A 24,388-nucleotide genomic window follows, 5' to 3' on the forward strand; every position below is an offset into this window, starting at 1 on the left:
CGACAAGCCACACCCCACTCGGGGGTTCTCCTCACTTCAAGCCGACACGCCTGCTACCAACCTCATGGCCAGGTACAACTAGCCGGGCTCGGCGGCGTCGAGGATGTCTGGGGGGATCGGCGAGTCCGAGTTCAGCGCCGAGAACAGCCTGCCGGCGTTGTCGCTGTCCCAGACCACGACGGAACCCGAGTCGCTGCCGGTGAATTCGCCGATCGGCACGGTCGTCGTCGTGACGTCGCCGCGCAACGCCCACGCCAGCCGGGCCAGATCCCAGATGTGGTCGCCCTCGTTGACGGTCAGCGCGCCGCTGGCCGCATGCGCCATCGGATACCAGAGCAGCGGGTTGAGCAGCACCGCGGGACTGGCCGCGCGATGCAGCAGCGCCGACATGAACTCGCGCTGGTGAATCATCCGGTCCAGGTCGGCCCGTGGTGTGGCCCGGGAGCGGACGAAACCGAGTGCGTAGCGCCCGTCGAGCTTCTGACAACCCGCGGGCAGATCGATACCGGCGAGCGGATCGTTGATCGGTTCGGTGGGGCACATCGTCACGCCGCCTACCGCGTCGACCATCGTCGCGAAACCCTCGAAGCCGATCTCGGCGTAGTGCTCGACGCGGACGCCGGTGGCCTGCTCGACGGTCTGCGTCAACAGGGTGGCGCCACCCTCGGAGAATGCCGCGTTGATCTTGTCCTGGCCGTAGCCGGGGATCGGCACGTAGGAATCGCGCGGAATCGACACCATGGTGGTGGGCGTGCTCGACCCGATGCCGGGGATGTGGACGAGCAGGATCGTGTCGGTGCGGCCGTTGCCCATATCGTCGCCGGTGGTCAGTTCGGCCTGCTCGGCAGGGGTCAGGCCCTGGCGGCTGTCCGAGCCAACCAGCAGCCACGTGGTGCCGCTGCCTGCGGCGGGTCGCTCCCGGTAGTCGGTGAGCGCGGCGATGCGGTGCAGTGAGGTGTCCATCCACCAGCCGCCTGCGACCACCGCCACGAGGAACACGAGCAGCAAGGCCACCACGATCCGGCCCCAATGTCGTTTGCGCCGACGCTTTTTCGGCCTCGGTCGGGGCGGTGGCTGCTGGGCGACCGGGGGCGGCCGGTGTGGTGGCCTCGGCCGCGGTGGCGGCGGAGGAAGTGGTGGTGGAGGGGGTGGCGGCGTGGGACGCCGTTGGGGCGGCGGTCGGTAGTTCGGATCGCGGCGGATCACATGTGGCGGCTCCCGGCGCATCCTGGGGTCGAATGGCGGCCGGTAGTCGTTCACAGCTTCGAACTTACGACAGCCAGCTCAGATGTCCCTGCGCAAGCGCGTATCCGACGTATGCCACCGAGTCGATGATCCCGTGCGCGATGATCAGCGGCCACAGCCTGCCGGTGCGCCGCCACACGTAGGCGAAGACGAGGCCCATCACCACATTGCCAAGGCCCGCGCTGAAACCCTGGTAAAGGTGGTAGGTGCCGCGCAGCAGGCTGGAGGCCAGCATGGCCGCCACGGGGTTGACCCCGAGTTGGCGCAGTCGGATGAGCAGGAACGCGATTATGACGACTTCCTCTGCCCAGCCGTTGGCGAACGCGGTGAGCAGCAGCACCGGAATCCGCCACCAGGTGTCGTTGAGTTCCGCTGGTTCGACGTGCGCGCTGAGGCCAAGCGCCCGCGCGGCCAGATACAGGCCCAGTCCCGGCACGCCGATCAGCGCCGCCAAACCCATGCCGCCGAGTACGTCGGGGCGCCAGCGCAGCTTGTCGATGCCGATCTTCGAGGGACCAAAACCGCTGCGCCACAACAGGTATACCGCAAGCCAACCCCATGCGACGAGCTGGAATGTGACGGCTAGGTTGAGGCCGAGGTCGATCAGGTCGAAGGGGGAGCGGCGTGGGTTGAGCGCCACCCGCTGGCCGGCGAGGCCGAGCAGCACCGCCTCGATCAGTTGAAGGAACGCGGTATAGGCCGACAGCCCGAACGTCACCGCCAGCACGACGGCGATCTCGATGCGCACGCCGCGCCGCTGCGGTTCGGTCAGTTCGTCGGGCGGCCTTGTCACCGGAGATACGGTAGCGGCCACAGGTGTCTAGACGATGGTCGGTTCTGGCCTCGCTGGGTCCCCTGCCCTACGGGCGTGGGCCCACCTCGGCGCCCTTAGGCGCCTGCGATGCGCACTCGGCCGCCACCTCCTAGAGTCGACGGGCGCGCAACCCGTTGAGGAACGGGCAACCCATCAGGATGCGAATGGCCTGGCTGAGACCGGTCACGTCGTCCACCGGTCGGGGGAACGGCAGCCGGACGTCGTGGTCGCCGTCGTCGCCTTCGACCCGCAGTTGCACCCCGTACCGGTCGAGGCCGAGCGGCCGTACCCGGCCGCGGCGCAGCGGCATCGGCAACCTGCTGGCCAACCGGTCGACGACCTCGCGGTGCGCTGACTCCATGTGCTTGAGCCAGCACGACTCCATCGCACAGAACGGATCGGGTTTGGCGTTGAGCAGCGCCCCGACGCCGACCGCCTCGGCGCCGGTGGCATCGGCGACCACCACCGACTCGATCTCGAGCCGCATCAGCGAGTAGTCGGAATTCACCTGCAGCAGAGCAGGACTCGGGTCTTCGGAGGCGATCAGGTCGAGCAGGGCGGCGACTTCACCGTCGGGGACGCCGTGCAGTCGGCCTCGGATCCACACCAGCGATCGCACAGGTTCGCGCAGTGGCAGTGGGGCGTAGTCGGTCATCTCGAGCACCGCCTGCACGCCGGCGGCGCCTGCCGCCACCACCATTGGAGCCACGATGCCGTCGACCGGTGCCGTGATCGCGAACGACCCGTCGTCGAGCAGGTGGTGCACGGGGGAGCAGATGGGCTCGAGACCCTCGACGGCGAGCATCGCGTCGCCGGCCCGCGTACATGCGCTGCGGATTCGTTCCGCCGTCGTGGGTGCTGCTGCTGCCATCGCCCCGCCTTCCGTAGTGAGGTAAGCCTTACTTAACAAGATCGGCGGCGAGGCCGCAAGACCTACCGCCGCGGCGCCAGGGGCGGTCACCGCACACCGGATAGTGTGGAAATGTGCCGCGCATCGCCTATCTCGGACCCGAAGGGACGTTCACCGAGGCGGCGTTGCTGAAGATGGCCGTCGACGGTCTGGTCCCCGGCGGTTCCGGCATCACACCGGACGCGGCCGCGAGCCCGCAGGTCGCGCTGGAGATGGTTCGGTCAGGTGACGCGGACTACGCGTGCGTGCCGATCGAGAACTCCATCGACGGGTCGGTGCTCCCGACACTGGACAACCTCGCCACCGGTGTGCCGGTGCAGATCTTCGCCGAGACGACGTTGGACGTCGCGTTCACCATCGCGGTGCGAGCCGGTGTCACCGAGCCCGTGTCTATCGCCGCGTATCCGGTGGCGCGCGCCCAGGTGCAGCGCTGGGCGGCCGAGCACCTGAGCGAGGCGAAGTTCCAGGCGGCCGACTCCAACGCCGCGGCAGCCGTCGACGTGGTCGAGGGCCGGGCGGACGCTGCCGTCACCACCGCCTTGGCCGCCGACCGTCACGGGCTGACCGCGCTGGCCACCAACGTCGTCGACGAGCCCAACGCGCGCACCCGGTTCGTGTTGGTCGGCAGGCCGGCCCCGCCGCCGCAGCGCACCGGATCCGACCGCACCTCGGTGGTGCTGCGCCTGGACAACGTTCCCGGCGCACTGGTCTCCGCATTGACCGAATTAGCGATCCGCGACATCGACCTCACCCGCATCGAATCCCGGCCCACCCGAAAGGAGTTGGGCACCTACTTCTTCTTCCTCGACTGCGTCGGCCACATCGCCGACGAAGCGGTCGCCGAGGCACTTAAAGCGCTGCACCGTCGTTGTGCAGACGTGAGATTCTTGGGTTCTTGGCCGACAGGGTCGGATGCAGGGGCGGCACCGCCGAAACTCGACGAGGCATCGGAGTGGTTGGCGCAGCTTCGTGAGGGCAAGCCGTGAGCGGTCGGCTGGTCCTTGTCCGGCACGGACAGTCACACGCCAACGTCGACCGTCGGCTCGACACCCGCCCTCCTGGCGCCGAACTGACCGACGTCGGTCGCAATCAGGCGCGCGCGTTCGCCCGCGGCCTGCCGCACACCCCGGCGATGATCGCTCACTCCGTCGCGGTGCGCGCCGCACAGACCGCAGCGGAGATCAGCACCGAACTCGGCCTCGAGCCGTTGGATTTCGAAGGCCTTCACGAAGTGCAGGTCGGTGAACTCGAAGACCGCAACGACGACGAGGCGATAACCGAATTCGAGACGGTGTACCAGCGTTGGCACGAGGGCGAATTGAACGTCCCGATGCCAGGTGGCGAGACGGGCAACGAGGTGCTCGACCGGTATGTCCCCGTGCTCACCCAACTGCGGATGCGCTATCTCGACGACGACGCATGGCACGGCGACATCATTGTGGTCAGTCACGGCGCGGCCATCCGGTTGGTGTCGGCCGTGCTGGCCGGTGTGGAAAGCAGCTTCGCGCTCGACCATCACCTGGCCAACACCGAATCCGTTGTGTTGTCGCCGATTACCGACGGACGCTGGAGCTGTGTGCAGTGGTCGACGCTGACGCCGCCGTTCTACCCGGAACCGGATGTGCACCCGGTGGAGGATGCGCTGTCGTCAGCCGACCCGATGGGCTGAGATCCGGACACCGCACGTGCATCCGACCGCGTCGCAGTCGACGCTGAACGCGTGCATCACCTCGGGGGTGAGGCAGCCGTCCTCCGTGCACTCAGCCCGGTGCCAGGCGTGGTGGATGACGGTGCCGTGACAATGCTCGAGCCCCGCCAGACACTCGCGGCACTCCGTACTCATGTGGGCCAGTGTCTCGCGCGAGCAGACGCAAACGGCCCCAAATCCGCGGCGTGTCGGAGCTTTTTGCGTCTGTGCGCGCACACTAGCCCCAGCCCAGTTCGTGCAGTCGCTCGTCGTCGATGCCGAAATGGTGGGCGATCTCGTGAATCACCGTGATCGCGACCTCGTCGACCACCTGGTGTTCGTCATCGCACACGTCGAGTAGCGCGTCGCGGTAGATGGTGATCGTGTCGGGTAGCGAGCCCGCGTAGTAGGAATCGCGTTCGGTCAAGGCCACACCCTGGTACAGGCCGAGCAGGTCGGGCTCGTCCGGATGGCGGTCTTCGACCAGCACCACGACGTTGTCGATCGCCGCGGCGAGCTCGGGCGGGATCAGATCGAGTGCGTCGGAGACCAGTTCTTCAAACCGCTGCGGGCTCATCCGCACCACCATGCCGCTACGGCGCCGGCGGTGGCGGAAGCAGCGCCGCCGGGTCGCCTGGCGGTGGTGGCGGTGGCGGTGCAGCCTCCGGGGGCGGAGGCGGACCAGGCGGCGCACCCGGAGGCGGAGCGCCTGGAGGCGGAGGAGCATCCGGTGGCGGCGGTCCGTCCAGCGGCGCACCCGGCGGCGGAGGCGGACCGTTGAGGAACGTGTTGCCATCAGGTGGCGGCGCGGCGGCGGACGACGCGGTGCTCGTCGTGGACTGGCTGCCGCTGGAGGACTGCTGGCCCGGCATGTGCTGGGTCTGCTGGCTGCTGTCGTCGCTCTGGCTGGTGCTGTACTGCGACTGCGACTGCGACTGCGACGGTGACGACGTGTCCTGCGGCGGTTCGATCGCGGGGATCGGCGGCAGGTTCAGCCGATCCACCGGGATGTCGGGCGGGGCGACCGGCGGCTGCCCGTTGATCATCAGCGGGCCCTTGGCGCTGTTGAGCAGCGTCGACCACCCGCCGTTGCCCAGCGTCGCGCCGATGCTGCACGACACCTGGTGGCTGCCCGCCGCCCAACTCGGCAGCGAGATGGTGCTGTAGATGAGCGTCAGAGTGGTGCTGCGCAACTGGATCGGCGCCAGGTAGGCGTCGGTCATCCGGGTGCACGCGTCCTTGATGAAGCTGTCCTGGTCGGGTTCCGGCGGCAGCCCCTGGGGGAACTTCTCGGCCAGATTGACCGCTCCGGTGACCTCCATCGCGTGCGGGGCGGCGCAGTCGACCGGGATGTCGGTGGGTTGGTTGGTGCCGGGGTCGATGCCGAGGCAGGTGCCCGCGGGCCACACCTTCGACTGGTCGACGTCGGCGACCTTGCCCTTGAACGCCAACTGCTGGTTGTTCGGCCCTGGCAACTGCAGACCGCACAACATGCGACGCTCACCCTGTTGACGCCACGCCTTGTCGCCCGACCACAGCATGCTGACGGTGAACCGGCTGTTCGGGTCGAAGCGGGCGCCGAGGTAGTTCTTGACGGCCGCCGAGCACTGTTCCTGGCTGATCTGCTGGATCCTGGCCGGCGACGGCGGCGCCGCGTCTGGGCCGTACTCGCTGCCGGGGAACGTGCGCATGTCCACCGACTCGGCGACCTCGAAGCGATGCTCGTCCTTGCAGTCGACGATCTGCGCCGCGTCGGGGGTGCGGTCCGGCCAGTTGAGGCAGTCACCCGCCTTGGCATGGTTGAACGTGTCGTTTCCGTGCGGGCCCAGGGAGATGGTGCTGGCGGTCAGACCGCTGGGGTCACTGGTCGGCAGCGCGGTGATCAGTCCCGCTATGAGCAGACCACCGAGCGCGGTCAACAGCAGCGCACGGCGCGTCGGCGTAGCTTGCAGACTCTGCCACCACGCCATCCGCTCCGACGGCTGTCCGACCTCGCTGTCTTGCGAGTCCACGAGGGTTCCCTCGCGCTCGGGTGCCTCCAACATCCGCTCCATTGTGACAGGCGTGTCAGGGGCTGTGACAAGTGATGCGGATGTAACGTTACGAGGTTGTGGCTGCCCGGGGGTCAGGGCGCCGCGCTCGCCACGCAAAAGTAGGGTTGCGGCCGTGATCGACGTCAAGCTACTGCGCGAAAATCCGGACGTGGTGCGCGCATCTCAGCGGGCCCGCGGCGAAGACCCTGGCCTAGTCGATGCGCTCGTCGAAGCCGACGCCGCCCGCCGGTCGGCGGTGTCGGCCGCGGACACCCTGCGCGCCGAGCAGAAGGCCGTGAGCAAGAAGGTCGGCAAGGCGTCGCCCGCTGAGCGGCCAGCGCTGCTGGAACAGGCCAAGGCGTTCGCCGAGAAGGTGAAGAACGCCGAGGCCGCCCAGGCCGAGGCCGAAAAGGCTTTCACCGCAGCGCATATGACGATCTCCAACGTGATCATCGACGGGGTGCCTGCGGGCGGCGAGGACGACTTCGCGGTGCTCGACATCGTCGGCGAGCCGCGCGCCATCGACAACCCCAAGGATCACCAGGAACTCGGGGAATCGCTCGGCCTGCTCGACATGGAGCGCGGCGCCAAGGTGTCGGGGTCGCGGTTCTACTTCCTGACGGGTGCAGGCGCGCTGCTTCAGCTCGGCCTGCTGCAACTCGCGGTGCGACTGGCCACCGAGAACGGCTTCACGCTGGTCATCCCGCCGGTGCTGGTACGTCCCGAGGTGATGGCGGGCACCGGCTTCCTCGGTGCACATGCCGAGGAGGTCTACCGGCTCGAGGCCGACGACCTCTATCTGGTCGGCACCTCCGAGGTGCCGCTGGCCGGCTACCACGCCGACGAGATCATCGATCTGTCCGACGGGCCGTTGCGCTACGCGGGCTGGTCATCGTGCTTCCGCCGCGAGGCAGGCAGCTACGGCAAGGACACCCGCGGCATCATCCGGGTGCACCAGTTCGACAAGGTCGAGGGCTTCATCTACTGCAAGCCCGAAGACGCGGAGGCCGAGCACCAGCGGCTCCTCGGCTGGCAGCGTCAGATGCTCGCGCAGATCGAGGTGCCGTATCGGGTAATCGACGTCGCCGCAGGCGATTTGGGGTCATCCGCGGCGCGCAAGTTCGACTGCGAGGCGTGGGTCCCCACGCAGGGCACCTACCGCGAGCTGACGTCGACGTCGAACTGCACCACCTTCCAGGCCCGCAGGCTTTCGGTGCGTTACCGCGACGAGAACGGCAAGCCGCAGACCGCGGCCACCCTCAACGGCACTCTGGCCACCACACGGTGGTTGGTCGCGATCCTCGAAAACCATCAGCAACCCGACGGCAGTGTGCGGGTGCCCGACGCGCTCGTGCCGTATGTCGGGACCGAACTGCTCGAGCCGAAGGTTTCGCGCTAGCGGCGCGGGGTATCGCCTCGGGAACCACCGAGGAGGAAACCCATGCGCGCGATGGTGTACCGCGGCCCGTACAAGGTGCGGGTGGAGGAGAAGGCTCCTCCGAAGATCGAGCACCCCAACGATGCGATCGTGCGCGTGCAGCGCGCGGCGATCTGCTCACGCTGCGGATGAACCAATGCCCGGTGAAACGCCAGTGGCCGCGGCTGCTGTCGCACATCCAGAACGGTTATCTCAAGCCGAGTGACATTGTCACGCACCGCATTCCGCTCGAACACATCGCCGACGCCTACCACATCTTCTCGGCCAAACTCGACGGCTGCATCAAGCCGGTCATCGTGCCATCGGCCGCCTGAACATCGGAGCGCACACATGCCGTACACCGCAGAACGCCCGCAACAGCCCGACATCGACGAACTCCGGACCCGCATCCCCGGCTGGGGGGTCGACCTGGATCCCAAGGACCGGCCCGCGGTGCCCAAGATGACCTACGATCCCGAATCCACCGGTGCGCATTGGCATTTCCCCGACCGGCAACCCGAGGGCTCACCGCGTGAGCGGTCCATCGAGCACAAATTCCTGACGCCGGTGTTCGGCACCTCGGCGCCGCTGCGGGGGCTGTCCGGCAAGATCCGCCGGTTCGCGTACCGGCGCTACAGCGAGGGTCGGGCGGCGCACTGGCTGCTGCTCATCGCGGCCGACCGCGTCGACGCGGCCGAAAATCATCTGCGGTCGTTCGCCACGCTGCACCCGGACAATCCCTTCACCGAGACCGGTATTCGCAGTGAATTCACCCACGGCGGCGTGCGCGCACGCGCGGCGAGCAGGCGTGCTGATCGCAACCACACATGGATGGATCCGGTGATCATCGCGGCCCCGTGGCTGCTGCCTGTGCTGCCCGCGGTGTGGGCGGCCAGGAAGTTGAAGCGGCGCGGCTAGTTTTTCAGCAGTTCGTCGAGTCTTGCGAGGAACTCCTTCGGCCGCTGCGGGGTGAAGGCGGGCTTGGGCCGGGCGCCTTCCACGTCGAGCGTCACCAGCGTCGACTTGATCGGCCGCCACACGTCCAACGGCAGCCACCGACGAAAGTCCGAGCTGCCCCAGATGCGGAACCGCTCGGTGAACAAGCCCAGCGGTTCGGCCTTGTAGCCCCGGATCGATCGCAATGGGATTATTTTCGAGGTTCCCGACGGAAAGTGGTAACGCCGCAACGTGATTGCCTCCTGATCCAGTTGGATCAGGCCGTCGTCGTAGTACTGGCGCGGACCACTCACTTACGCTCGCTCCGAAGCTGGTGGCCCTTGGTGGTCAGGCACCGTCCGGTCTCGAGGTTCCATTCCCAGCCGTGCAGATTGCACGTCAGCTTGTCGCCCTCGACCACACCGAACTTCGACAGGTCGGCTTTCAGATGCGGGCACCGCCGCTGAATCTCCCAGCCGCCCAACGTGATTGATGCGGTGTCGTCGTGTGCCTCGGCGAACCAACCGTCGGCGTAGGCGATCCGCTCATCGGTGAGGCACTTGAAAAACGTGTACAGGTACTCGTTGTAGCCACCGACCCGCCAGGCGGAGAACCGGGTGGACAAAAAGATGGTGTTCACCCAGTCCGGTTCGTTGTCGCGCAGCACGGTGCGCACCAACTCCGGCGGTATGCCGAACCCGTAGCGGAATTTCTCGTCGGGAATCGGTTCGCGCACCACCCGTTTCGGAAAGTCGAGCACGACGGTTTCCTGATGGCCTTGACCGTTCAGCCGTAGTTCGACGGGGTATCCGATGCCGTCGCAGATCTGGTCGCTCTGCAGCATGATCGGCTCGAGCACCAAACGCAGCGGCTCCAGTAGCGGTTCCCCGGCGGCGGGCGCCCAGTTTGCCTTCTCCGCGGACAGCACCGGCGCCATCCGTTCGGCGTAGTCCGCGATGTAGTCGGCCTTGCCGGTGGTGAAGATCGTCTCGGGGTCCGGCACCGGATGCGTCAGTGAATTCAGTTGCGAGCCGGCGAAATCCGCCGTCGAACCGGGGATCATCAGCAACCCGCCATCGTGTCCGTGTGACCGCATCTGGCCGAGGAACACCACCTGGTCGGGGAAGATGTTCGCCGGATCGCCGTGGTCGTCGTTGAGGTGGCGCAGGTCAGGATCGAGGAAGCACGGTGGACCTGCCGACGGCACCACCCACGTGGCGCCGACCTGGGCGATGTACTGACGGCAGCGGTCCATCTGGCGCTGGCGCTTCTGGGTGCCGAACGCCTCTTTCGCGCGCGCAGGCATGTCGTAGACCATCGGGTACCAGATCGCGCCGGAGTACTGCAGCATGTGTACGTCGACCTGACCGAAGTCGGCGTGCAGCACGTCGAGGTCGACGGGGCGTGCGTCATTCATGTTGAAGCACACCGTTTCTCCGTCGTCGACCACCAGACCGGAGTCGCCGATTGGGCCGTCGGCGGGCGCACGCAACGCGATGATCATCACGTCGAGATCGCCCTTGGGCCCACTGACACGGTGCTTGACCGAGTCCGTGGTCTCGAAGAAGCGGTGGAAGCCGACCTTCTCGAGTTCCCTCTGCAGATCGGGCACCGGGAAGTCGGGCAGCAGCACGACCGCGTCCTTGTTCACGTGCTCGCGCAGGTTCTTCGGATCGAAGTGATCGCGGTGCAGGTGCGACACGTAGAGGTAGTCGACGTCGCCCAGCGCGTCCCAGTCCAGCCCGCTGTTGTCGGGGAACGGGAACCACGACGCGAAATACGCTGGGTTGACCCACGGGTCGCACAAGATGCTTCCGGCCTTCGTGTCGATCCGGAAACCGGCATGCCCGACGCTCGTGACCTGCACAAATACCCTTTCGCTGCGATGTGTCTGCTCGCGGCGAGTCTAGCCCGCCAGCGGATCCTCCTCGTCCCACGCCAGCCGGTTTCAGGTTATCCGGTCGACGTCCGGCGCGACGCCGTAGGCATCCAGCAGCGCTTCCGCGAACCCGCCAGGCCCGTCGGTCGGGAAGTTCCAGTCCAGCGACAAGGTCGCGATGGCTCGGCTGGCGGGGCGTCGTCAGGCACCGGCGTATAGTGCCGGGTCCAGCGCAGCCGCGGCCCCTCGGCGGCCAGCAGGTGCGCAAGCGCATCGGGGTTACACCTTGACGTACTCTCGTCCGCAGCAACCTGACGCCCTGCCGCGATGTGCTCGACGATCTCCGACATCGGTTCGTCAGGAACGCTCCCACGACTAGGCTGCCTGATGTGGAACCGGTATACGGCACAGTCATCCAGCTCGCCCGCCTGGTGTGGCGCGTGCAGGGACTCAAGTTCACCATTACCGGCGTAGAGAACCTGCCGCGCACCGGCGGCGCCGTTGTCGCGATCAACCACACCAGCTATTTCGACTTCACCTTCGCCGGGCTGCCCGCCTACAAGCAGCACCTCGGCCGCAAGGTCCGTTTCATGGCGAAGAAAGAGGTCTTCGACCACAGGATCACCGGCCCGATCATGCGCAGTCTGCGGCACATCGAGGTGGACCGCGACAGTGGCGCTGCGTCGTTCGACCACGCCTGCCAGGCGCTGAAGGCCGGCGAACTGGTCGGCGTCTACCCGGAAGCCACCATCAGCCGCAGCTTCGAGATCAAGGAGTTCAAGTCGGGTGCGGCGCGCATGGCGATCGCCGCTGACGTGCCCATCGTGCCGCACATCGTCTGGGGCGCCCAGCGCATCTGGACCAAGGACCACCCCAAGAAGATGTGGCGGCCGAAGGTGCCGATCTCGGTGGCGGTGGGCGAGCCGATCATGCCGACGCTGCCCGCCGCGGAGCTCACCGCACTGCTGCACTCCCGGATGCAGCATCTGCTGGAGCGCGTGCAAGACGAATACGGTCCGCACCCCCCCGGCGAGTTCTGGGTGCCCCACCGGCTCGGCGGCGGTGCGCCGACGCTGGCCGAGGCCAACCGGATGGACGCCCAGGAAGCAGCCGAAAAAGCCGCCCGCCGCGCGCAACGGGCCGACCCCACCGGGGCGCCGGGGTAGCGCGTATGGAGCCGGTCTTCCGCACACTGGAGATTGTGGTCAGCACCGCGACCAAGGTCATCGGGACGAAGATCACCTACGAGGGTCTGGAACACATCCCCGAACGCGGCGGTGCCGTGATCGCGATCAACCACACCAGCTATGTGGACTGGTGGCCCGCGGCGCTGGCGGCATACCAGCGGCGCCGCCGAATGCGCTTCATGATCAAGGCCGAGATGCAGGACGTGAAGATCGTCAACTTTTTGATCAAGCACTCCGGCACCATCCCGGTCGACCGCACCGCAGGCGCAGGCGCCTACGGGGTGGCCGTGGAACACCTGCGGGCCGGTGAGATCGTCGGCGTCTACCCAGAAGCCACCATCAGCCGCAGCTTCGAGCTCAAGGAGTTCAAGACCGGCGCGGCCAGGATGGCCAGGGACGCCGACGTGCCGATCATCCCGATGATCGTGTGGGGCGCGCACCGCCGCTGGACCAAAGACCATCCAAAAGACATGCGGCGCAGGAGCAAAATTCCGATCACCGTCGCGGTCGGGCCGCCGTTCGGCGCCGCCGAGACCATCGACGCGACCAGCGCCGCCATTCGCGAGGCGATGACCTCGCTGCTGCACAAGGTGCAGCTCGACTACCCGCATCCCGAGGGCGCGTACTGGGTGCCCCGCAGGCTGGGCGGCTCCGCCCCGACGTTGGAGCGGGCCAAACAGCTCGACGAGGCCGAGTTGGCCGAACGCGCGCGCAAGCGGGCCGAGCGGGAAGCGAAGAGCCACCGGTGACACCTGACCTGATTGCCACCGACGTGGACGGCACGCTGCTCGACGACGACGAGAAGGTCACCGCGCGCACCCGTGACGCCGTCACCGCCGCCGTCGACGCGGGCGCCCAATTCGTGCTGGCCACCGGCAGGCCGCCACGCTGGGTGCGGCCGGTTGTCGATGCGCTCGGCTTCGCGCCAATGGCGGTGTGCGCCAACGGCGCAGTGATCTACGACCCCTCGGCTGACCGGATCGTGACTGCGCGCACGCTGTCGAGCGACGTGCTGGCCGAACTGGCCGAGATCGCCACCCGCGTCATCCCCGGCTCAGGCCTCGCCGTCGAGCGGGTCGGCACCAGCGCCCACGACGCGGCCACCCCGCAGTTCGTCAGCTCTCCGGGGTACGAACACGCCTGGCTCAACCCCGACAACACCGAGGTGTCCATCGAGGACCTGCTCAGCGCGCCCGCGGTCAAGCTGCTGATCCGCAAGGCAGGCGCGCGCAGCTCCGACATGGCCGATGTACTCGCGAAACACATTGGGCTGGAGGGCGATATCACCTACTCCACCAACAACGGGCTGATCGAGATCGTCCCGCTGGGTATCAGCAAGGCCACCGGCGTCGAGGAACTCGCGCGCCCCCTCGGCATCACCGCGGAGGGTGTGGTCGCCTTCGGCGACATGCCCAACGACGTTCCGATGCTGCACTGGGCCGGCCTCGGCGTGGCAATGGGCAACGCCCACCCGCACGCCGTCGCGGCCGCCGACGAGGTCACCGCGCCGAATACCGAAGACGGCCTCGCCCGCATCCTGGAACGGTGGTGGCCCTGACGGTCACGCCGGACTGATCGGACGGAACCGCTCGAGCTGAATCGGCTCGGCCTCGGTCGACGGCGGTGGCAATTCCAGTGGCACACCGTCGATCACCCGGGTGACTGTGCCCTTCTCGCGGTCGAAGTTCAGCGTGCCGTGCTGGAAGTTCTGCACAATCCACTGCGGCTCCTGGATCTCGCCGCTGGTGGGCAGTCCCAGCGCCCCGCGCTCGAAGCCCAGTGAGCCCCACGCCTTGTAGATCGCACCGGTGACAGGTTCGGCGCCGCTCGGCGGGGACCAGTAGATCGCACCGTGATCGAACGTGACGTAACGAGTGTCCGCCTCGCCGGACGCCTCCGGTGAGGTCGGTGCACCGAGCATGCTGTTCATTCCGCCCATCGCGTCCCAGCGCGCGAAAATTGCCCCACCACGCAGGGATTCGGCGAGTTCCTCGGGGCCCGGCGGGGCGTTGAACCGCGCCGCGATGTCACGGACCCGGTCCATCAGCGCGTACGCCGCATTGCCGGGACAATCGGTGTTGCCGACGTCGCGGTGGGTGAAAATGGTCGGCAGTGTCGGCGTCGCACCGGCCGGGAACTTGGTGAAAGACCCTCCCGCGGAAGGCAATACGACGGTGCCGCGGGGATCGATGTGGTCGAGGCTCAGCCGCCAGCCGATCAACCGGGCGGTGTTGCGCAGTTGGATCGGGGTGGGCGGGACGACGTCGAAGTCGCCCAGCATCGCCACGCCCCAGGTGTTGCGGTTGAAGCCGCCGGTGTGCGAGCCCTCGACCGGCTTGTCCATGCCGCCCGCGCGGCCCTCGAAGACCTGGCCGTACTTGTCCACCAGCGCGTTGTAGGCGATGTCGCACCAGCCCAGTGTGCGGGTGTGGTACTCGTAGATCGACCGGACGATGCCAGCCGAATCCTCGGGGGCGTAGTCGTTGCTACCCGCGGTGTGGTGCACGATCGCAGCCCGAATGCCGTTGTCGTACACCGTATTTCCGCACCGCATCCCCTCATCGGCGCCCCACTGCGCGCGGCTGATGATGTGCGGCGGCTGCCCGGGGACGGTGGCGGCCGACGGCAGCGGCAGCGTGTCCACCGGGGCCTGCGGCGGGCTGATCAGCACCGCGTTGATGTTCTGAGCGAACGGCTGCTCGACGTTTGCGGGCACATAGCCCAGCGTCGGCTTCGCAGGCACCGCCTTCAGCGCTGGTGCGGTCGGCGCCGCTCCGGCCGGGCGGGTGACCGAGATCTGCACCGTGGTGGTGCGACCGACGAAGATCGGCTCGGTGCCGCGCGGCGTCGGCGAGTCCGGGCCGACGCCCTGAAGCGTCTCGGCCTCATACCAGGGTCCCCACGACCCATCGGCCTTCTTGGCCCGCACTTTCGCCGTGGTGCCGGTGAGGTCCTCCGCGGTCAGCGCGACCATCGAGAACGGCGTGTCCTGATGCACTTCGCGCACGGTCTCGCCGCCGCCGACCCCGGTCAGCGGTTGCTGGGTCAGTTGCGGCGCCTGGCTCGCCTGCTTGTCGTCGCGGCCGTCAGGCAACCCGTTGATTGCGAACGGCAGCATCACGACTGTCGCCGCTAGTGCGGTGAACAGCAGCGACGGCGCGGGGCGACGGCACGGCACGGACCGATGTTACGTATGTGTCAGTTGTTACCGGTGTTTCGACACGGTGGTTACGTCGACTAATGCACGCCGCAACCTGCAACGGCACCGCAGAGCTCGGGGGCTGGTCTGCGGTGCCGTCTGGTTGCAGGACTATTGCCGAACTACACGCCCGGAATCGGGATGGCTCCCGGACCAGGGACTTCCGGTACGGCCGCTGCGGCAGCCGCCGGAACGGCCGAGGTGGCGGCCGCGGCCGCATCCGCGGCAGGCGCGCCCGCGGGCTTGATGGCCGACATGATGGCCGGCATCAGCACACCCTTGAGCAGGTCGATCGCCTGGCCGGCGCCGAGCTGGTTGGCGGCGCTGGACAGGTCGCCGAGCAGGCCCGGGCTGCCACCGGTGGCAACGGGTGCGGCCAGCGACGGATCACCGAGGATCGGATAGGTGCCCGCCGCCGGATCCAGCCCGACCGGCGCCGAGATCGGCACCTCGCCAGGTGCAGGCAGCGCGCCCGTGTTGGAAATCGGCGACGCCAGTGCGGGATCGGTCGCGCCTGCCGGTGGGGTGGTCAGACCCGGCGTCGCCAGTCCGGGAACTTGCCCTGTCGGACTGGTCAGCGCCGGGTTCGTCAATGCCGGGTTGCTCAGCGCCGGGTCGGTCAGCGCGGGACCCGTCGCGGTCGTCGGCGAGAGGCTGGCGCTCGGCGTGGTCAGGCCCGGCGTGGTCAGCCCCGGGGTGGTCAACCCTGGCGTCGTCAACCCCGGTGTGGTCAGACCGGGTGTGGTCAGCGACGGTGACGTCAGGCCGGGCGTCGTCAGGCTGGGGCTGGTCAAGGTCGTCGGGGTGCTGGCGCCTGAACCGGTGAGCAGACCGGTCGGCATCGGGGGCAGGTTGATCCCGAACTGCGACAGCCCCTGCGAGAGCGCCGACATCAGTTCGTTGGGCAGGTCGGTGATCATCGCGGCCTGGACGAACTGGCGGTGCTGCGTCGGGGGTTTTGTGCTGTCGGACAGGTCGGACACGGCGATCACTGCTGCTGGACTCGCGACTGCCAGGGCGGCGACCGCGCTCATGGCTGTGGAAAGCCTGCGTCGACGTCGGTTCGGCACGGAAGTCTCCTCAATATATGGACTACGTCTGGTACGTGCGCTTGGCTGCCTCGCCAAGAAGTAACGTGATCGACGGTACTGGTGTGACTAGTGGGGTAGAAGTGGCGATGCGGAATTGTGAGCCGATCGCAACCTTGTGCCCTCCGTGGATTCGGGCCGCGCAGCGACGGTCGGATACCCTTGCTGCCGATGACTTCGCCTGATTCCCGGGACCCTTCGCTCCAGCCATCTGGAGCCCAATTCGACCTTTTCGTCGTCGGTTCAGGATTTTTCGGCCTGACCATTGCCGAGCGCGTGGCAACCCAGTTGAACAAACGCGTTCTGGTCGTCGACCGGCGCCCGCACATCGGCGGCAACGCCTACTCCGAACCCGAACCGCAAACCGGCATCGAGGTGCACAAGTACGGGGCACACCTGTTCCACACGTCCAACCAGCGGGTGTGGGACTACGTGCGTCAGTTCACCGACTTCACCGCCTATCAGCACCGGGTGTTCGCGATGCACAACGGGCAGGCCTACCAGTTCCCGATGGGCCTCGGCCTGGTGTCGCAGTTCTTCGGCAAGTACTACTCGCCGGACGCGGCTCGCCGGCTGATCAAGGAGCAGGCGGCCGAGATCAAGACCGAGGACGCGCAGAACTTCGAGGAAAAGGCCATCTCGCTGGTCGGCCGACCGCTGTACGAGGCGTTCCTCAAGCACTACACCGCCAAGCAGTGGCAGACCGACCCGAAGGAACTGCCCGCGTCCACCATCACCCGGCTGCCGGTGCGATACACCTTCGACAACCGCTACTTCAACGACACCTACGAAGGCCTGCCCGCCGAGGGGTACACCGCGTGGCTGAAGAACATGGCCGCCGACGACCGCATCGAGGTGCGACTGAACACCGACTGGTTCGACGTCGGCGACTCGCTGCGCCAAGAGGCGCCGGCGGCCCCAGTTGTTTATACCGGGCCCTTAGACCGCTACTTCGACTACACCGAGGGTCGGTTGGGTTGGCGCACATTGGATTTCGAGGTTGAAGTGCTCGAAACGGGTGACTTCCAGGGCACCCCGGTGATGAACTACAACGACGCCGACGTGCCATATACGCGGATCCACGAGTTCCGCCACTTCCACCCCGAGCGGGCTTACCCGACCGACAAGACGGTGATCATGCGGGAGTTCAGCAGGTTCGCGGGCGACGACGACGAGCCGTACTACCCGATCAACACCGAAACCGACCGCGCGGTGCTAGCCGCCTACCGTGCGCGGGCAAAGGCCGAGACGGCATCATCGAAGGTGTTGTTCGGTGGCCGGTTGGGCACCTACCAATACCTCGACATGCACATGGCCATCGCCAGCGCGCTGAACATGTACGACAACACGCTCGCGCCGCACCTGCGTGACGGCGCGCCACTGACCGACAATGGCACAGAAAGCAACAGCGCATGAGTGACATCCCGTCCGGCGCGCTCGAGGCCGGGGCATCGAAGGCGGTCAGCCTGATCGCCCGCGTCATCCTGCCGCGCCCGGGTGAGCCGTTGGACGTCCGCAAGCTCTATATAGAGGAATCGGACACCAATGCCAGGCGCGCGCACGCGCCAACGCGGACCACCCTGGAAATCGGTGCGGAGTCCGAGGTCTCGTTCGCGACGTATTTCAACGCCTTGCCCGCCAGTTACTGGCGCCGGTGGTCGGTACTGGAGTCGGTGGTGCTGCGTGTCGAGTTGACCGGCAGTGCACGCATCGACGTGTACCGGTCCAAGGCCACCGGAGCGCGGATCACCGTGGGCGGTGCGCCGGTGTCGAGCGGTGACTCCGATGAGCCTGCCGTGGTGGAGTTCGAAGTCGGTCTCGACCCGTTCGAGGACGGCGGCTGGATCTGGTTCGACGTCACCACCAATTCGAAGGTCACCGTGCACAGCGCCGGCTGGTACGCGCCGGTGCCCGCACCGGGCCGAGCCAACGTCGCGGTCGGCATCCCGACGTTCAACCGCCCGGCGGACTGCGTCAACGCGTTAGCGGCATTGACCTCGGATCCGTTGGTAGACAAGGTGATCGGCGCTGTCATCGTATCGGATCAGGGCACCAAGAAGGCAGTCGATCACCCGGGGTTCGCCGACGCGGCCGCCGCGCTGGGCAACCGGCTGTCGATTCACAACCAGCCGAACCTGGGCGGCTCGGGTGGCTACAGCCGGGTGATGTACGAGGCGCTGAAAAACACTGACTGCGAACAGATTCTGTTCATGGACGACGATATCCGGATCGAGCCGGATTCGATCCTGCGCGCGTTGGCGATGAACCGGTTCGCCAAGGTGCCGACGCTGGTCGGCGGACAGATGCTCAACCTGCAGGAGCCCTCGCATCTGCACGTGATGGGCGAGATGGTCGCGCAAGAGAACTTCATGTGGACCAACGCGATCAACACCGAATACGACCACAACTTCGCCAAGTATCCGCTCAACGACGAAGAGGAATACCGAAGCAGGCTGCTGCACCGCCGCATCGACGTCGACTACAACGGCTGGTGGATGTGCATGATCCCGCGGCAGGTGGCAGAAGAACTCGGCCAGCCGCTGCCGCTGTTCATCAAGTGGGACGACGCGGACTACGGCTTGCGCGCCGGTGAGCACGGCTACCCGACGGTCACTCTGCCCGGTGCCGCCATCTGGCACATGGCCTGGAGCGACAAGGACGACGCGATCGACTGGCAGGCGTACTTCCACCTGCGCAACCGGCTGGTGGTCGCCGCCTTGCACTGGGACGGCAACATCCGCGGACTGCTCGCCAGTCATCTCAAGGCGACGTTCAAACATCTTCTGTGCCTTGAGTATTCGACCGTCGCTATCCAGAACAGGGCGATGGACGACTTCCTGGCGGGTCCCGAGCATATCTTCTCGATCCTCGAGTCCGCGCTGCCCGAGATCCGCGCGATGCGCCAGCACTATTCCGATGCGGTGGTCCTGCCGGGCGCCCCCGCCCTGCCACCACCGTCGGACAAGCGGTGGCGCAAGAAGGTGACCATCCCGACCAACCCGCTGGCGATCTCGGTACGACTGGCGCGTGGCGTCATCCACCAACTCAAGCCGCACGACCCCCAACACCATCGCCGCCCGCAGGTCAACGTCGCGACGCAGGACGCCAGGTGGTTCTCGCTGTGCAAGGTCGACGGGGTGACGGTGACCACCGCCGACGGGCGCGGCGTGGTCTACCGGCAACGGGATCGTGCCAAAATGTTTGCGCTGCTTCGGGAGTCGTTGCGCCGCCAGCTCATCCTGGCCCGCAAGTTCAACAAGATGCGCAGGGTCTACCGCGAGGCGCTGCCGGTGCTGTCCAGCAAGCAGAAGTGGGAAACGGTCTTGTTAGAGGCCTCCCCGCATGGCTGAGGGGTTGCGGGGCGAAGAAGCCGCGCTGGTGGCCGTACAGTCGGCGCTCGCCGACCGGCCGGGGGTGCTGGCGGGGGCGCGCGCACTCTCCCACTTCGGCGAGCACAGCCTCGGCTGGCTGGCGATCTCCGCGCTGGGTGCGCTGCTGCAGCCGTCGCGGCGGCGGGCCTGGTTGGCCGCGGGTGCAGGCGCATTTCTCGCCCATGCCGCAGCGGTGCTGATCAAGCGGGTCGTCAAGCGCGAGCGCCCACATCACCCCGCGGTCGCGGTCAACGTCGGCACACCGAGCCGACTGAGCTTTCCCTCGGCGCACGCCACCTCGACGACCGCGGCGTCGATCCTGCTGGCGCGCACCACCGGCTTCCCGCTGCCCGCGGTGTTGGTACCGCCGATGGCATTGTCCCGCTTGGTTCTTGGCGTGCATTACCCCAGCGACGTGCTCACCGGCGTCGCGGTGGGGGCGGTGGTCGCGAAGACCGTGGGAGCCGTCGCCGACCGGGTTGGAGGAGATGGATGAGCATCTCGAGTGAGAGCAGTGCAGAGAGCGCGCAGAAGATGAGTGAAGAACCGGCACCGGTCAAAGGCCCACCGAGCAACGTCGTGACCGGGCTCATCAAGGCGATCCGGCCCCGGCAATGGGTGAAGAACCTGCTCGTCTTGATCGCGCCGGTGGCCGCGTTCGGCAGCGACGTCAAGTTCAGCGTCGAAGCCGTCGCAGTCAACGTGGCGATCGCATTCGTGGCGTTCAGCCTCGCGGCGTCGTGCGTGTACCTGATCAACGATGCCCGCGACGTCGAGGCCGACCGGCAGCATCCGACGAAGCGCTTCCGCCCGATCGCCGCGGGTGTGGTGCCCGAGTGGCTCGCCTACGGCGTCGCAGTGCTGCTCGGCATCGCCGCGCTGGCGGTCTCACTGTTGGCCAGCCCTAACCTGGCCGTGGTGATCGCCATCTACATCGCGATGCAGATGGCCTACTGCTTCGGACTCAAACACCAACCGGTGCTTGACATCTGCATCGTCGCCTCGGCGTATCTGATCCGCGCCATCGCGGGCGGCGCCGCCGCAGCGATCCCGCTGTCGCAGTGGTTCCTGCTCGGCATGACGTTCGCCTCGTTGTTCATGGTGGGCGGCAAGCGCTACGCCGAACTGCAACTCGCCGAGCGGACCGGCGCCAAGATCCGCAAATCGCTGGAGAGCTACACGGCGTCCTATCTGCGCTTCGTGTGGACGCTGTCGGCCACCGCGACCGTCCTCTGCTACGGGTTGTGGGCCTTCGAGCGGGACGGTAACTACGCGTCGTGGTACGCGGTGACGATCATTCCGTTCACGATCGCGATCCTGCGATACGCCGTCGACGTGGACGGCGGGCTAGCAGGCGAACCGGAGGAGATCGCGCTCAAGGACCGTGTGCTCCAACTGCTCGCCGTGGCGTGGATCGGGACCATCGGTGCCGCCCTTTTCCTCAGCTGAACGATACAGAGCCGCAGCCGCGGCTCGGCTGGCCCGCTGGCCGGCGTTCCCGTACGACATGACCACCAGGGTCAGCCTGTGGATCGGCGTGATCGCCGTGTCCGCGCTCTACGGGTGGGGCGCATGGCAGCGGCGCTGGATCGCAGACGACGGGCTGATCGTGCTGCGCACCGTGCGAAACCTGTTGGCTGGCAACGGCCCGGTGTTCAACGCGGGCGAGCGCGTCGAGGCAAACACCTCGACCATCTGGACCTACCTGATCACGCTGTTCAGCTGGGTCGGCGGCGAAGTGCAACTGGAGTACGTGGCGCTGTTCCTCGCGCTGGTGCTCAGCGTCGCGGGCGTGGCGCTGTTGATGCTTGGCGCGGGCCGGTTGTACGCGCCTGGGCTGCGCGGCCGACGCGCGCTGCTGCTGCCCGCGGGTGCGCTGGTGTACATCGCGGTGCCGCCAGCACGGGACTTCGCCACCTCGGGGCTCGAAAACGGTTTGGTACTGGCCTATCTGGGTCTGCTGTGGTGGATGATGGTGGCCTGGTCGCAGGCTCTGCGTGCCTATCCCGGCGCGCAGCAACCGCCGCCACGCCGCGGTGCACCGCAGCCGACGACCAATGCGGTAAGCGGATTATTCGACGGCACATTGGCTTTCGTCGCCGGATTGAGCGTGCTGGTGCGCCCCGAACTGGCGCTGATCGGCGCGCTGGCGTTGATCATGATGCTCGTCGCGGCCCGCGGTTGGCGCCGTCGACTGCTGATCGTTGTCGTCGGCGGGCTCCTGCCGGTCGGCTATCAGATCTTCCGGATGGGCTATTACGGCCTGCTCTATCCCAGCACCGCGATCGCCAAGGACGCGACGGGGTCCAAATGGGCGCAGGGCTTTGTGTACCTGACCAACTTCAACCGGCCCTATCTGCTGTGGGCACCCGCCATCCTGCTCGTCGGCCTCGGCCTGGTCACCCTGGCGACCAGGGGCAGGCCGTGGTGGATCCGCCGGGGCACGCCGCCCGGCTACAGCTGGTTGGCCCGCAGGGTGCAAAGCCCCTCGGCGGTAGTCATTTTCATCCTCGTCAGTGGGCTCCTGCAGGGCATCTACTGGATCCGCCAGGGCGGTGACTTCATGCACGGCAGGGTGCTGCTCACCCCGATCTTCTGCCTGCTGGCACCGGTGGCGGTGATTCCGATGGCATTGCCCGACGGCGCCCAAATGCCGCGTGGCCCAGCCTATTTGTTCGCCGGCGCGACCGGTGTGCTGTGGCTGGCCGTCGCCGTGTGGTCGCTGTGGGCGGCCAACTCCCCTGGACTGGGCGCCGACGCCACCCGGGTCACCTACACCGGCATCGTCGACGAGCGACGGTTCTACTCCCAGGCCACCGGCAACCCACACCCGTTGACCGCCGCCGACTATCTGGACTATCCACGGATGCGGGCCGTTCTCACCGCGCTGGACAACACCCCCGACGGCGCGCTGCTGCTGCCGTCGGGCAACTATGACCAGTGGGACGTGGTGCCCGCCGTCCCGCCGCCGCCCGACATGCCTCCCGAGCTCCGCAAGAAGTACAAGGGCCCGCACACAGTGTTTTTCACCAACCTCGGCATGCTCGGCATGAACGTGGGGTTGGACGTGCGGGTGATCGACCAGATCGGTTTGGCAAATCCGTTGGCGGCACACACGGCGCGCCTGCTCGACGGTCGCATCGGGCACGACAAGAACTTGTTCCCGGACTGGGCGGTGGCTGAAGGGCCGTTCCTGCCGATGCCGCCGTTCATCCCGTCCTACCTCGACCAGGACTGGATCGCGCAGGCCAAGGCTGCCTTGAAATGCCCGGCCACCGACTCGATGCTCACCGCGATTCGCGGTCCGATGAGCTTGCGCCGGTTCGTATCGAATTTGCTGCACGCTGCGGAGTTCAGCAGCTACCGGATCGACCGGGTGCCGCTTTACGAGCTGAAACGCTGCGGGCTGCCTGTGCCTCCACCGTCCGCGCCGCCGTACACCGGCATGCCGGCCACCGGTCCGTGAGCTGTCGCCGATTTGTTAGCTGGCGGGGTTTTCTGGGAGTTTGGTAACACCGCAGCCGTATTGGCGCGATAGCTACTTCGAGACCGCCGGCCATACGGCGTGCACACCTGAACGGACGGTAGACCAGCAGATGCGCAGGCAATCGGTGAACAGCGCTGTGCCGAATCGGCTTCGGCGCATGCTGGTCGTCGCCGCCGCGGTGCTGATGCTTCCCGCGCTCGGCGCGGCGCCGGTCGCCAACGCGTTCTCCCGTGAAGGCCTGCCCGTCGAGTACCTCGACGTGTACTCGACGGCGATGGGCCGCAACGTCCGGGTTCAGTTCCAGCCCGCGTCGGAAGCCGCACCCGCCCCTGCCGCGGCGAGCAAGGCCGTCTATCTGCTCGACGGCATGCGGGCACGCGACGACTACAACGGTTGGGATATCGAAACGCCCGCCTTCGAGTGGTTCAACAACTCCGGTGTCGCCACGGTGATGCCGGTCGGCGGGCAGTCCAGCTTCTACACGGACTGGTATTCGCCGTCGAGCTTCAACAACCAGACCTTCACCTACAAGTGGGAGACGTTCCTCACCAGCGAACTCCCCGCGTGGCTGGCGACCAACAAGCAGATCTCGATGACAGGCAATGGCGTTGTCGGACTGTCGATGTCGGGAAGTGCGGCGCTGATCCTCTCGGCGTATCACCCGTCACAGTTCTCGTACGCCGCATCGTTGTCGGGCTTTTTGAATCCGTCCGCGCTGTTGATGCAGCAAGCCATTCGCGTCGCGATGCTCGACGCAGGCGGCTACAACGTCGACAACATGTGGGGCGCCCCATGGGATTCCGCCTGGAAGCGCAACGACCCCATCAAGCAGGTGTCGCGCATCGTCGCGAATGGAACTCGGCTGTGGATCTACTGCGCACCTGGTGGGAACACTCCGGTGAATCCCAATCCAGATCCGAATCAACAGTTCAACGCCGACAGCCTTGAAGGCATGGCGATCAAGAGCAACAAGGACTTTCAAGAGGCCTACGCGAAGGCCGGCGGCAACAACGCGACCTTTGTGTTTCCGGCGGCTGGCAACCATGCCTGGGCATATTGGGCGCAGCAATTGACGGCGCTGAAACCAGACCTGATCGCGACCCTCAACGGCTGAGGAGCGACCAGGGACGATACA

24 protein-coding genes and 1 pseudogene are annotated in these 24,388 nt (G+C 67.0%); 15 read left to right on the forward strand and 10 right to left on the reverse strand.

The annotated features are described in order from the left end of the window. Positions 1–78: 78 nt before the first annotated feature. From A5724_RS09550 to A5724_RS09560, 3 genes are all read right to left on the reverse strand, one after another. Positions 79–1,227 (reverse strand): LCP family protein, encoded by a 1,149-nt coding sequence (locus A5724_RS09550; RefSeq protein WP_197518604.1) that lies wholly within the window; start codon positions 1,225–1,227, stop codon positions 79–81. A gap of 43 nt (positions 1,228–1,270) precedes the next feature. Continuing rightward, complete coding sequence (locus A5724_RS09555; protein ID WP_067799896.1) at positions 1,271–2,038, reverse strand: CPBP family intramembrane glutamic endopeptidase; 768 nt, start codon at positions 2,036–2,038, stop codon at positions 1,271–1,273. Between the two features lie 130 nt (positions 2,039–2,168). Further along, complete coding sequence (locus tag A5724_RS09560) at positions 2,169–2,930, reverse strand: DUF2470 domain-containing protein (RefSeq protein ID WP_067799899.1); 762 nt, start codon at positions 2,928–2,930, stop codon at positions 2,169–2,171. A gap of 113 nt (positions 2,931–3,043) precedes the next feature. Between A5724_RS09560 and pheA the strand changes: the two genes are divergently transcribed. Both pheA and A5724_RS09570 read left to right on the forward strand, forming a co-directional pair. After that, complete coding sequence (gene pheA / locus A5724_RS09565; protein ID WP_067799902.1) at positions 3,044–3,955, forward strand: prephenate dehydratase; 912 nt, start codon at positions 3,044–3,046, stop codon at positions 3,953–3,955. After that, positions 3,952–4,638, forward strand: coding sequence for a histidine phosphatase family protein (locus tag A5724_RS09570; RefSeq protein WP_067799904.1), 687 nt, complete (start codon positions 3,952–3,954; stop codon positions 4,636–4,638). The genes pheA and A5724_RS09570 overlap by 4 nt, the downstream gene beginning before the upstream one ends. Here the strand turns inward: A5724_RS09570 and A5724_RS09575 are convergent. The 3 genes from A5724_RS09575 to A5724_RS09585 all read right to left on the reverse strand — a co-directional run bounded on the left by A5724_RS09575 (position 4,618) and on the right by A5724_RS09585 (position 6,710). Further along, entirely contained in the window at positions 4,618–4,812 is a 195-nt protein-coding gene (locus tag A5724_RS09575; RefSeq protein ID WP_067800100.1) for a hypothetical protein, read from the reverse strand. The genes A5724_RS09570 and A5724_RS09575 overlap by 21 nt on opposite strands. A gap of 82 nt (positions 4,813–4,894) precedes the next feature. Further along, positions 4,895–5,245, reverse strand: coding sequence for a metallopeptidase family protein (locus A5724_RS09580; RefSeq protein WP_067799907.1), 351 nt, complete (start codon positions 5,243–5,245; stop codon positions 4,895–4,897). Positions 5,246–5,249: 4 nt separating this feature from the next. Then, the gene (locus A5724_RS09585) at positions 5,250–6,710 is read right to left on the reverse strand and encodes a septum formation family protein (protein WP_067799910.1); all 1,461 of its coding nucleotides are present in this window, start codon (positions 6,708–6,710) and stop codon (positions 5,250–5,252) included. A 112-nt stretch (positions 6,711–6,822) separates the two neighbouring features. On the opposite strand from A5724_RS09585, the gene serS reads away from it, so the two are divergent. From serS to A5724_RS09600, 4 genes and pseudogenes are all read left to right on the forward strand, one after another. Beyond that, a complete protein-coding gene (gene serS / locus A5724_RS09590; protein WP_067799913.1) occupies positions 6,823–8,088 on the forward strand; it encodes a serine--tRNA ligase in 1,266 nt (421 codons plus the stop codon). Positions 8,089–8,130: 42 nt separating this feature from the next. Beyond that, positions 8,131–8,259, forward strand: coding sequence for a hypothetical protein (locus tag A5724_RS34915; protein ID WP_255397223.1), 129 nt, complete (start codon positions 8,131–8,133; stop codon positions 8,257–8,259). Beyond that, positions 8,244–8,441 (forward strand): annotated as a pseudogene (locus A5724_RS09595) (glutathione-dependent formaldehyde dehydrogenase); the annotation flags it as partial. The gene A5724_RS34915 and the pseudogene A5724_RS09595, both read left to right, overlap by 16 nt. 16 nt (positions 8,442–8,457) lie before the next feature. Next, a complete protein-coding gene (locus A5724_RS09600; RefSeq protein ID WP_067799919.1) occupies positions 8,458–9,024 on the forward strand; it encodes a hypothetical protein in 567 nt (188 codons plus the stop codon). Here A5724_RS09600 and A5724_RS09605 read toward each other — a convergent pair. Together A5724_RS09605 and A5724_RS09610 are read right to left on the reverse strand one after the other, a co-directional pair. Beyond that, the gene (locus A5724_RS09605) at positions 9,021–9,356 is read right to left on the reverse strand and encodes a hypothetical protein (RefSeq protein ID WP_067799922.1); all 336 of its coding nucleotides are present in this window, start codon (positions 9,354–9,356) and stop codon (positions 9,021–9,023) included. The two genes, A5724_RS09600 and A5724_RS09605, sit on opposite strands and share 4 nt — an antisense overlap. Beyond that, positions 9,353–10,909 (reverse strand): MBL fold metallo-hydrolase, encoded by a 1,557-nt coding sequence (locus A5724_RS09610; RefSeq protein ID WP_067799925.1) that lies wholly within the window; start codon positions 10,907–10,909, stop codon positions 9,353–9,355. Before A5724_RS09610 ends, A5724_RS09605 begins: the two co-directional genes overlap by 4 nt. Positions 10,910–11,310: 401 nt before the next feature. Here A5724_RS09610 and A5724_RS09615 point away from each other — a divergent pair, with 401 nt between their 5' ends. The 3 genes from A5724_RS09615 to A5724_RS09625 are packed head-to-tail and all read left to right on the forward strand — an operon-like array spanning position 11,311 to position 13,666. Then, a complete protein-coding gene (locus A5724_RS09615) occupies positions 11,311–12,087 on the forward strand; it encodes a 1-acyl-sn-glycerol-3-phosphate acyltransferase (protein WP_067799928.1) in 777 nt (258 codons plus the stop codon). Between the two features lie 5 nt (positions 12,088–12,092). After that, the gene (locus tag A5724_RS09620) at positions 12,093–12,857 is read left to right on the forward strand and encodes a 1-acyl-sn-glycerol-3-phosphate acyltransferase (protein ID WP_067799931.1); all 765 of its coding nucleotides are present in this window, start codon (positions 12,093–12,095) and stop codon (positions 12,855–12,857) included. Then, positions 12,854–13,666 (forward strand): Cof-type HAD-IIB family hydrolase, encoded by an 813-nt coding sequence (locus A5724_RS09625; protein WP_067799935.1) that lies wholly within the window; start codon positions 12,854–12,856, stop codon positions 13,664–13,666. Before A5724_RS09620 ends, A5724_RS09625 begins: the two co-directional genes overlap by 4 nt. Before the next feature lie 3 nt (positions 13,667–13,669). Here A5724_RS09625 and A5724_RS09630 read toward each other — a convergent pair whose 3' ends face one another. Together A5724_RS09630 and A5724_RS09635 are read right to left on the reverse strand one after the other, a co-directional pair. Then, complete coding sequence (locus A5724_RS09630) at positions 13,670–15,286, reverse strand: N-acetylmuramoyl-L-alanine amidase (RefSeq protein ID WP_156752209.1); 1,617 nt, start codon at positions 15,284–15,286, stop codon at positions 13,670–13,672. A gap of 143 nt (positions 15,287–15,429) precedes the next feature. After that, the gene (locus A5724_RS09635; RefSeq protein ID WP_067799942.1) at positions 15,430–16,377 is read right to left on the reverse strand and encodes a hypothetical protein; all 948 of its coding nucleotides are present in this window, start codon (positions 16,375–16,377) and stop codon (positions 15,430–15,432) included. Between the two features lie 189 nt (positions 16,378–16,566). Here A5724_RS09635 and glf point away from each other — a divergent pair, with 189 nt between their 5' ends. The 6 genes from glf to A5724_RS09665 all read left to right on the forward strand — a co-directional run bounded on the left by glf (position 16,567) and on the right by A5724_RS09665 (position 24,367). After that, entirely contained in the window at positions 16,567–17,811 is a 1,245-nt protein-coding gene (glf, locus tag A5724_RS09640) for a UDP-galactopyranose mutase (protein WP_067799945.1), read from the forward strand. Then, positions 17,808–19,745: a glycosyltransferase gene (locus A5724_RS09645; protein ID WP_067799949.1), complete on the forward strand. Its 1,938-nt coding sequence runs from the start codon at positions 17,808–17,810 to the stop codon at positions 19,743–19,745. Before glf ends, A5724_RS09645 begins: the two co-directional genes overlap by 4 nt. After that, a complete protein-coding gene (locus A5724_RS09650; protein ID WP_067799952.1) occupies positions 19,738–20,262 on the forward strand; it encodes a phosphatase PAP2 family protein in 525 nt (174 codons plus the stop codon). The genes A5724_RS09645 and A5724_RS09650 overlap by 8 nt, the downstream gene beginning before the upstream one ends. Before the next feature lie 38 nt (positions 20,263–20,300). Then, the gene (locus tag A5724_RS09655; protein WP_067800105.1) at positions 20,301–21,215 is read left to right on the forward strand and encodes a decaprenyl-phosphate phosphoribosyltransferase; all 915 of its coding nucleotides are present in this window, start codon (positions 20,301–20,303) and stop codon (positions 21,213–21,215) included. Positions 21,216–21,273: 58 nt separating this feature from the next. Further along, positions 21,274–23,232 carry a flagellar motor control protein ZomB gene (gene zomB / locus A5724_RS09660; RefSeq protein WP_156752210.1) on the forward strand — a complete coding sequence of 653 codons (1,959 nt, stop codon included), beginning with the start codon at positions 21,274–21,276 and terminating at the stop codon, positions 23,230–23,232. A 130-nt stretch (positions 23,233–23,362) separates the two neighbouring features. After that, on the forward strand, positions 23,363–24,367 hold the full coding sequence (locus A5724_RS09665) for an alpha/beta hydrolase family protein (RefSeq protein WP_082964942.1): 1,005 nt from the start codon (positions 23,363–23,365) through the stop codon (positions 24,365–24,367). Positions 24,368–24,388 lie beyond the last annotated feature (21 nt).

The sequence above is a fragment of the Mycobacterium sp. ACS1612 genome (assembly GCF_001667505.1).
GTDB lineage: Bacteria > Actinomycetota > Actinomycetes > Mycobacteriales > Mycobacteriaceae > Mycobacterium.